This window comes from uncultured Campylobacter sp. (genome assembly GCF_937997595.1).
GTDB lineage: Bacteria > Campylobacterota > Campylobacteria > Campylobacterales > Campylobacteraceae > Campylobacter_B.
The window spans coordinates 1-9503 of record NZ_CALKTS010000018.1; the positions used below are offsets into that span (position 1 = coordinate 1).

At 44.7% G+C, this 9503-nt stretch carries 9 protein-coding genes; 1 reads left to right on the top strand and 8 read right to left on the bottom strand.

The genetic code is table 11. The features are described 5' to 3' along the window. The 7 genes from Q0614_RS00720 to bamA form a co-directional block, all read right to left on the bottom strand. The coding region (locus tag Q0614_RS00720; protein WP_298785822.1) for a translation initiation factor IF-2 N-terminal domain-containing protein at nucleotides 1-1031 on the bottom strand (1031 nt) is incomplete at its 3' end. Beyond that, complete coding sequence (locus Q0614_RS00725; RefSeq protein WP_298785824.1) at nucleotides 1015-1242, bottom strand: DUF448 domain-containing protein; 228 nt, start codon at nucleotides 1240-1242, stop codon at nucleotides 1015-1017. The genes Q0614_RS00725 and Q0614_RS00720, both read right to left, overlap by 17 nt. A gap of 21 nt (nucleotides 1243-1263) precedes the next feature. Further along, nucleotides 1264-2145, bottom strand: coding sequence for a homoserine kinase (gene thrB / locus Q0614_RS00730; protein WP_295152174.1), 882 nt, complete (start codon nucleotides 2143-2145; stop codon nucleotides 1264-1266). Nucleotides 2146-2153: 8 nt separating this feature from the next. Further along, nucleotides 2154-2552: a glycoprotease gene (locus Q0614_RS00735; protein ID WP_298785826.1), complete on the bottom strand. Its 399-nt coding sequence runs from the start codon at nucleotides 2550-2552 to the stop codon at nucleotides 2154-2156. Between the two features lie 63 nt (nucleotides 2553-2615). Beyond that, a complete protein-coding gene (gene lpxC / locus Q0614_RS00740; protein WP_297942418.1) occupies nucleotides 2616-3500 on the bottom strand; it encodes a UDP-3-O-acyl-N-acetylglucosamine deacetylase in 885 nt (294 codons plus the stop codon). Between the two features lie 50 nt (nucleotides 3501-3550). After that, the gene (locus Q0614_RS00745) at nucleotides 3551-4930 is read right to left on the bottom strand and encodes a M23 family metallopeptidase (RefSeq protein ID WP_298785829.1); all 1380 of its coding nucleotides are present in this window, start codon (nucleotides 4928-4930) and stop codon (nucleotides 3551-3553) included. A 564-nt stretch (nucleotides 4931-5494) separates the two neighbouring features. Beyond that, complete coding sequence (bamA, locus tag Q0614_RS00750) at nucleotides 5495-7750, bottom strand: outer membrane protein assembly factor BamA (RefSeq protein ID WP_298785831.1); 2256 nt, start codon at nucleotides 7748-7750, stop codon at nucleotides 5495-5497. An 81-nt stretch (nucleotides 7751-7831) separates the two neighbouring features. On the opposite strand from bamA, the gene Q0614_RS00755 reads away from it, so the two are divergent. Continuing rightward, nucleotides 7832-8662 (top strand): prephenate dehydrogenase, encoded by an 831-nt coding sequence (locus tag Q0614_RS00755; RefSeq protein ID WP_298785833.1) that lies wholly within the window; start codon nucleotides 7832-7834, stop codon nucleotides 8660-8662. Between the two features lie 122 nt (nucleotides 8663-8784). Here Q0614_RS00755 and Q0614_RS00760 read toward each other — a convergent pair whose 3' ends face one another. Further along, complete coding sequence (locus Q0614_RS00760) at nucleotides 8785-9501, bottom strand: metallophosphoesterase (RefSeq protein WP_298785834.1); 717 nt, start codon at nucleotides 9499-9501, stop codon at nucleotides 8785-8787. Between the last annotated feature and the right edge of the window lie 2 nt (nucleotides 9502-9503).

Sequence of the window (9503 nt, forward strand, 5' to 3'; positions counted from 1 at the left end):
TTGCCGATGATCTCGCTAGGCTGCTTTTTGATCTTATCGGCGAACTCATAGACACGGATCTCTTTTGGGATATTTACAGAGCTTACGATTTCGCTACCCTGCTCGCGAGGGGCTTTTTTATGCTTTTTACGACCGCCGCGACTTATACCGCCCTCACTGCTGAAAATTTGATTCTGCGAGGCGCGATAAATATTAGGTTGGTTTTTACTTTTGGTGCGGTTTTCGGTTTGGATCGGTTTGACGGTGAAATCTGGCATTACCACGACGTCCTCGTCCTCAATGACGATATCCGCCATCTCGTGATCAGGAATGATGTCGATTTTAAGGGCGTCCTCTTTTTTAGCCGCGGGAGCTTTTTTCTTTTCGATCTTTTTCTTTTTCAAATTTAGTTCGGCGTTTGAAAAGATCGCCTCCAAGCTAGCGCTCATCTTTTCACGCCTAGGCTCGATTCTATCTTGTGCCGCCGGGGCTTGAACTTCCTTCTTCTTTTTAACGATGACTAGGCCGCGGCGCTTTTGCAAGCTCTCGCTAGCTATGCTATCGCCGCTGTTTATCTGCACTGGAGCAGGCTTTGAAGCGGTATTTTGCTTCTCCTCTTTCTCCTGCGCTACGGAGGAAATTTCTTCTTTTTGATTTTGGGCTTTTTCGGTTTTCGCCTCGGGCTCTTGCGCCTGAGTTTTTTCATCGCTAGGTTCTTTAACGCTCTGCGCGGACTCTTTGGATTCGGAAGCTTTTAAGCTTTCCGCCTTTTTAGGGCTCTCTTTTTTAGCGGTTTTTTTAGTTTCGCTCTGTTTTTTAGCGGACTTATTCTCATCTTCTTGCGCTTTTTCGGAGCTTTTCTTTGCGGGCTTTGACTTTTTCCCCGGCAAAATTCCCGTCTGAATATAATCGTAAATAGCGACAGCTTCTTCCTCGCTTACTTTATTCGACGCGGTTTTTACCTTTTTAAAGCCCATCTCCTGCGCTTTTTCGATTATCTCTTTGCTTGCGTATCCAAGCTCGTCCGCGATATCTTTAATCAGAACACCCATTTAAAACCCTCTCCTTGATATGTCCCAAATCTGCACTAGACGCAAATTTAGATAGATATTTTGAAATTTTCTCTTTTTGATTTATGCAACCGTCGCAAATATAAAATTGTCTGTTTGAATTTATATTTTTAAAATTTTGCAAAAAGGCGTGGAGTTCGCGCTTGGCGAAGCGCCCCTTGCAAATAACGCACATCCTAATCGGTTCGCTCATGCGATTATATCTTTATTTTTCTTAGTCAATATTAAAGCCGCCGTTGTCGATATCTAAAATTTCGACGCGGAAGTTTTTAAAATTTTCGCTAAGGCAGGCTTTAAGCTTTGCGGCGTCGGATCTGTAGGCTAAATTTAAAAAGCTTGAGCCGCTTCCCGAGAGCGAGCTCATAAGCGCGCCGTTATCATAGGCGATCTCGCGCACCCCAAAAAGCTGCGGAAGCACGCCCATGCGCATCTGCTCGTGCATCTTGTCGATACAGGCGTAGCGCAAGCTGTCGTAGTCGCGCCGCATAAAACAAGCGGTCAGAAACGCCGCATGCGAGAGGTTGCTGACGCAATCCTTGATCGAAAAGCTCTTAGGCAGCTTGCCGCGAGATTCGTTCGTAGGCATCGGCGTATCGGGGATAACGACGACCGCTTGCAGATCTTGCGAAATTTCGCATTTTTGCGTGCGAACCGTCTTGCCGTCCACGACGCTACTGACAAAGCCGCCGAGCGTTGCGGGCGCGATATTATCGGGGTGATTTTCATATTCCAGCGCCGTGTTTAAAATTTTAGCGCGATCAATCTCAAAACCGCAAATTTTATAAGCGCTTGCGATAGCGCCTACGATCACGGCCGAGCTGCTGCCTAGACCGCGCGAAAACGGGATGTTGTTGTGAAAAGCAAATTTAAAATTTATCTCTTGCCCGCCGCCTAGTTTTCTGTAAATTTCATTAAAAATATTCAAAAAAGCGTTGCCCTTCTTAAGCCACGCCCTATCGCTGCCCTCGCCGCTAAGCGATACGCAAAAAAACTTCTGCTCGGTAATCTCTACTTCGTTAAATAGCCCTAGGCTAAGGCCGAGCGCGTCGAAACCGGGGCCCAAATTTGCGCTCGTCGCAGGAATTCTTATAATCAAGCTCTCTCCTAAACCGCTTCTATGATGTAATTTGGAAGTATATCATCGCTTTTATTTAAAACCGATAAATCCTGCGGCAAAGATAGCGTGGCAGGGGCACATTTTTTCATCCTGATTTCGCCGCGTTCGTAAACGTAGCTGAAGTTTTTGTTCGCTCTGATCGGCCCGAAGCCGCTTAGCTCAAAGCCGCTAATCGCGCGCAGAGGCACATCAAGAGCGATGCTAAGCGTGCGCAATATCACGTAGCTTACCTTCATGCCCATAAAGCTGCCGGGAGTATTTGCGTAGATGAGCTCTTTGATTTTATAAGTTTTTAGAATTTCTCTAAATTTAGCGACCAGAAATTTATCGGCTTTTTCGCCTTCGGCGCTTGAAAATTCCGCTATCTTAGCGCCGTTTTCATACACGCCGAGCAGGCACGGAGCGCTAAGGGTGGCAATTAGAATTTCAACCTCTTTAATTTTGCAGCCTTAAGCAAAGACTTTTTGATATTCGCGCACAACCTCGGCGGTAAGATCTACTAGCTCGAAATTTTTCGCGTCGGCAAGGACTGCCAAAGTGAGCTTATGATTTAGATCGTGGCTTCCCGCAAACGCTGTATAATCGCCCAAAATCGGGGCGCCCACGAGCGCAAGATCGCCGATCGCGTCTAAAATTTTATGGCGGACGAACTCGTTTTCAAAGCGTAAACCCTCGGGGTTTAAAATTTTATTTTCATCGATTACGACGGCATTTTCTAAGCTGCCGCCTAGAGCTAACCCCATGGAGCGAAGCGCTTGCACGTCTTTTAAAAATCCAAATGTGCGCGCCCGCGAAATTTCTTTAAGATAGGCTTTTTTGCTAAATTCAAAAACATGGTGCTGAGTGCCGATGAGCGGATGGCTAAATTTAATCGTATAATCAAATTTCGGACTCTTGCTAGGGCTTAAGCGCACGAGCTTATCTCCCTCGCGAATCTCCACAGCTCGCTTGATGATGAGAGCTTTTTTATTCGCGTCAAGCTCTCTTACCCCCGCTTCGTCCAAAAGCATACAAAAGCTCGCCGAACTTCCGTCCATTACAGGAATTTCATTAGCATCGACGATGATACGGATATTATCGATACCATAGGCATTAATGGCGCTCATTAGATGCTCTATTGTTGATATATAGCCCTTCTCATTTCCTACGACGGTCGCCATTTGCGTATTTATGACGTTTTTCGGCTCGGCTTTAAAACTAATACCGAGATCACTTCTATAAAATACGATTCCACTGCCCGCCTCTAAAGGCTCTAACGTAAGTCTGATAGGCTCACCTTTGTGCAGCCCGATGCCGACGTTATGGACTTTCTTAGCTATCGTTGTCTGTCTCATTTCTATCCTCGTTTTCATTAACCCGCGCATTATAGCGAAAATTTTAAAATTTACTTACCTTTTTCTATTACTTTTTTGGACGATTCTAAGACATCGGTAATGTTATCTTTCATCCACTTAGGATCCATCCACTCCTCGGGTCTTACGTCCACGCCCTGAACTACGATGCCAAAATGCAGATGATCTCCGAAAGCAAAGCCGCTTGAGCCCGTTTGCGCTAGGATGTCGCCCGGCTTTACGTCGCTGCCGACGCTTAACTGCGTCGCCGAGCAGTGTCCGTAGATGCCGTATAATCCGAAGCCGTAGTAAATTCCTAAATTTAATCCGAAAATTCCGTTTTCCTGCGCGAAAACCACTTTACCGTAGTTACTCTCTTTGATATCGGCGTTTGCAACGCTTGCTAGATCGAGCCCCATATGCCACGACTCACTTACCTGTTCGTCATTCATAAAAAATATCCGATGATCGGCAAAGCTTGCTACCGCTGCGCCTTTAGCAAGCGGATAAAAAGGCTTTAGCTCAAATCCATTTATTCTATCCTCGTGCACCGCGCTAGTAGCAGCGTGCAGATCATCTCCATTTTTCTTACGCAGAGTTTCGTTTACGAATTTAAATTTCTCCAGATCGCTCATAGAGTTAAAATTCTGCGCATATTGGCTAGCCAGATCACTTACTTTGCCGTTAATAAAACCCGGATTTAGCTTGATAGTAGAGACTTTATATTTTTTGTCCTGATAAAAATATTTGATTTGCGAAATGCTTTCGTTGCCTGCACGATCAGTGGCGACCGCTTCTGCGCGAAATTCCTCTAAATTTGCAGGCCACGCTACGAGAGACGCATAATAACCCTCTTTTACGAAAGGAATCGCTTTAAAAATTTTGCCATAGTTGGTTTTGACATAGACTTCGTTTAGGCGCTCGTCTTTTGCCGAAAATACGACTACAGCGCTACCACCTTTGGTGATTTTATAGGATTGATTGATGATATTTATGACGGGCTTTTTGTCGTCTATTATTATATTTGCCGTTCTTGCGCTCTTATTTCCTTGCGCAAAATTCCACGAGCTAATGTCATTTGCGAAAACCTCAAGCTTGTAGTTTTTATCTTTATTAAGCATCAAATTTTTAGGAAATTGCACGGCAAGCTCTAGCGTCGTTTGCGGAACGTTCAGCTCCTCATTTAGTAGCGGTATCGTGCTGGCTCCGTCGTTTAAATTAACGCGAACGAGCTTAATGCCGGTATCGTCTGAAATTTTAATCTTTAAAGGCGAGGTTAAATTCCAATAAATTTCATTTTCCAGCGCAATTTGCGGAGGATTTTTTTCAAATTTAGGCGAGGCGAAAATTTTAAAAATTCCATAAACCAAAGCGCATATTATAATAAGAAATATTAAAATTTTAAGCTTCGTTCCATTGCCATTTCTACGCATAAAAGAGCCTTTGATATGATTTTAGAGCGCGATTTTACAAGCTTAACTTAAATTATCGGTAAAGCGAGGCAAAATTTAACGCAAATGTTTAGCGATTTACGAGGCGATTTAAAATTTTAAATTCTAGCGATTTTAGAATCTCAAAATTTATGAGCTTTAAAATTCAGTGGCACGCTAAATCCTATGCAGTTAAATTCCGCGCACAACAAAGCGGCGTTTATCGTCTATATCGTAATCTTTAAAATTTCAATATAGAATTTCTTTAAATTATGCTAATGGCTTGTATTGATTTTTTAAAACTCTTGTGCTTAAAATTTTACCATACGAATGAAATTCTAAACTATCTTGATAAATAAAATTCTAAAAAATTCAAAGCAAGCTACGCGTTTAAATTTCATCCTAAGCCGAGCGGAATTCCAATTAAAATTTAGCTCAACCCGCCTACAATAATTCGGCTGCAAATTAGCGCGACAAGAAAGGCTAGAATCGCACGCAAGCGTTATTAAATTTTAAGGCGTGCGATAGAAATTCTACGCACGCCACAGCGTTCGCAAGGCGTCGCGTTTAATTAAATCTAGCACCGATGCTAAATTCGAAGCTATTTGTGTCGTCGTGCGGTTTTTTATTAAGCGGCTTAACGAAGTATAGTTGCAAAGGCCCCATCGGCGTCATCCACTCGATACCAGCACCCGTGCTGTAGCGTTCCTCTTCATTCCAGTCATGATCGCCGATCATTCCGTAGTCAAAAAACGTTACAAAGCGCATTTTAAGCCTATCGACCACCGGAAAGCTTAGCTCAAAGGAGTTATTGAAGCTCTGCATGCCGCCTGTTTCGATATAGCGGCAATTATTTGCATTTAAGCAGATCTCTTTTTTCGGGATACTGCGACCTTCGTAGCCTCTAATACTTTTCATTCCGCCTAGGAATAGCTTTTCGTTGATCGGGATCTTTTTATTACCTTCCCACATATAGCCCGTTGCAGCTTTGTATCTAAAGATAATGTCGTGATCAATATAATCTCGCAAGCCAAAATAGTAGTTAAACGATCCTCGCGCCTTGGTGTAGTCCATATCGCCGCCAAGACCCGCGTATTCTAAGCTAGCACTTGCGATCATACCGCTTCTTGGCAAGTAATAATCATCTGTGCTATTATATGTAATAGACGGGATAATCGAGCTTTTTAAATTCTTGCCATCTAGATAGCCTGCTTTGGCGTAATATTCGTTTAAGCCCTTGATTTCGCTTTTTTCGAGATAATACGTAAGACTTACATCGGTATTGCGCCCGATTTTGCGACCGCCCGTGATTGAAAATCCGTAAGATTTCTCATCGTAATCGTCCCAGTCGTAATCGTTGGCAAAGATTGATCCGCCCAAGCTATACTCAGAATCAAATACTCTAGGATTGGTTAAGCTCAAGCGTCCGCTTAACTGATCGTCGCTCTTTTCAACCGAGAACGCGCCGTGAAGGCCGGTGCCAAATACGTTTCTATCGCTGATACCGCCGCTAAGTAAAATTCCATCCTCGCTGCCATATCCGATACCACCCGTGATAGAGCCTGTAGGAGCTTCTTTGACTGCGACTTCAAGATCGATCTGATCGTTAGAAACGCGGTTTTCTTTAATCTCCACATCATCGAAATATCCCGTGCGTTTTAAAGAATTTAACGAATCGTTGTAGTCGGTTTTGCTATATAAATTTCCCTCGGTCAGATACATCTCGCGGCGAATGACCTTATCCTCGGTCTTATCGTTACCCGAGATCGTTACGTTTCTAATATAGACTTTATCCTCAGGGATGACTTGATACGTGATAGCGACCGTGCGAGCTTCTTTGTCCTGCTTAGTCTTAGGCACGATACGCACATAGGCGTATCCCTGATCCGCGACTAAAGTCTCTAGCGTATTCATATCGCGGCGCAAACGCTCGGAATTCATTGTATCGCCCTTTTGAAGCTTGAAATCGTCCAAAACTTTTTCTTTATCAAGCTTGATTATATCTGCAGGATATTCGATATCTACGGAGCTTACGGTGTATTGCTCGCCCTCGCTGATATAGTAGGTAAGATCAGCAGTGTAATTATCCATATCGGCATTAAGTAGCGGCGCAGAAACCTGTGCGTCTAAGTAGCCTTTTTTATAATATTCTTCTTGAATTCTATTTGCGTCGTTAGGAAGCTCGGCGGTTTTTACCTTGCCGTCGTTAAAGCCCCACATCCAGCCCAACATCTCGCGTTCTTTATTGGCAACGGATGGCTCTATATCATCATAGTCGAGCTTGTCTGCGCCTACTAAATTTACCTTATCTATGATGATATTTTCGCCGCGATTCACCTCGATCGTTAGCAAGATGACCGATTTATCGTCGTTTATCGGCTTTGGATAAAATTCCACCACGGTGTCGAAAAAGCCCTTGACTTCGTAGTATTGCTTGATGCGGGTCTCCGCTTTTTTAGCAGCCACCTCATCGTAAACCTGACCCGGACGCAAACCGATGAGCTCATTTATCTTATCGCGATCATTGGTAACTACGTTTTTGATCTCGACCTTAGCAATAGTCGGCTTTTCGGTTACGTTGATAGTGACCGCGCCGCCTTGTTCGCTGATATAAACGTCGCTGAAATAGCCCTGCTCAAATAGCTTTGAAATCGCAGCATTGGTGTTTTCGCCGTTAAGCTCATCGCCTACCTTAAGTCCTGAAATTTGCTGTGCAACCTGTGGAGAAAGATGCCTTAGCCCTTCAAATTTAATGGATTTGATCTGTGCGGCGCACGCCACGGAAATCCCGCCTACTAAGAGTAAAAAAACGCTTTTTTTCATAAAATTTTACCTAAAAACGAAAATAATTTGCGTATAATACCACATTAAAATTAAAACTTGCATATATCAAAAAGGAATTTTATGAAGATAGGAATTATCGGTCTGGGTCTCATCGGCGGCTCTCTTGGGCTATGTCTAAAAAGCACCAAAATCATTAGCGCCGTCTATGGCTGCGACATCAGCCGCGAAAACGAAAAAGAAGCTCTGAAACTTGGGCTCGTGCATGAAATTTTAAGCCTAGAGCAGATGAAGCAAAGCTGCGATGCGATCTTTCTCGCAATCCCCGTGGAGGCAATTATTGAGACATTGCAAAAACTAAGCGACTGCAGAAGCGAGACGACGATCATCGATCTAGGAAGCACGAAATTTAAAATTTTGCAAAGCTGCCCGCCGCAGATCAGACGAAATTTCATCGCAGCTCACCCAATGGCTGGTACCGAAAACTCCGGCCCGCAAGCAGCGTTTAAAGAGCTTTTAAACGGCGCAGTAGTCGTCATCTGCGACGATCACGGCGCGGACGAAACGCACGTCAAGCGCGCGGTCGAAATTTTTTCGTTTGCGGGGATGAAGATCGTATTTATGGACGCAAAAAGCCACGATCACCACGTGGCACTCATCTCGCACCTGCCGCATGCGATCAGCTACTCGCTCGTAAACAGCGTGCTAAAAGAGGAAAATCGCCGCAATATCATAAATTTAGCCGGCGGCAGCTTCTCGGGCATGAGCCGTATCGCCAAAAGCTCGCCGCAGATGTGGGTCGATATTTTTAAGCAAAACCGCACAAACCTCCTAGGCGCGATCGATGCTTTTAAAAACGAGCTTGAAATTTGCGTACAGATGATTGAGGGCGAGCGCTGGGATGAGCTTGAGGCGTGGATGTATGAAGCGCGTAAGCTAAGGGATATTATTTAAAATTTCAGCGCGACCTGACTGCGCGACGGACGCTTTAAGAACGCGTCTTTAAATTCTAAAATTTCGCCTTCAAACAGCCCGCTTAAATTTAAATTTTAATCTGCGCGAGCCTGGATGCGAACTCAAAAATCTATGCATTCTTGCGTAAAAATTTTCTTTGAGGGAAACTCCAACGCGCAAAGCCTCGCCTTCTCGCCCCAGTGCTTTTTATAAACACAGCCCAGATCGATATTTGCGCTAAATTCCGTAATGACGGGCTTTTTCACTGGCGTGTGCCCGTAGACGTTAAAAATTCCATCATTCGCGCTATCATCTCCGCGCCCGCTTAGCACATGAGCGGCGAAGCTTTTCGCACGCTCTGCATCGTGTCTAATCCCCCACGCGCGACCCACTGCGGAGTGCGATACGACGAGAGCGCGACCGCTTTCATCACACAAATCATACTCCAGGTAAATCGACAGCCGCGAGACAAACCGCAGATGCTCCTTGCATTGCTTCACGCCTCCGTGACGATAATACGACGCTAGCGTCGCCTCACCGCCGTTATTAAATAGCCAGCTTTCATCCAGGCTAAAAAATGCGTAGAGGTCATTTGAGCTCGTAAATTTGCCCGTCTTTGCGCACCTTAGTGCAGTTTTTGCGTTGCCCACAAAGCGCTTTTCGTGATTGCCCATCACCGCGTCATATCCGCGGATGCGCACAAATTCAACCACATCCGCGCTCGCAGGGCCTCGGTCGATCAGATCGCCAACGAAGCAAATTTTACTATCAAATTTATGCGGCAGCTGCTCTATTAACGCCAAAAGCGATCTGTAGCAGCCGTGCACGTCGCCGATGATGT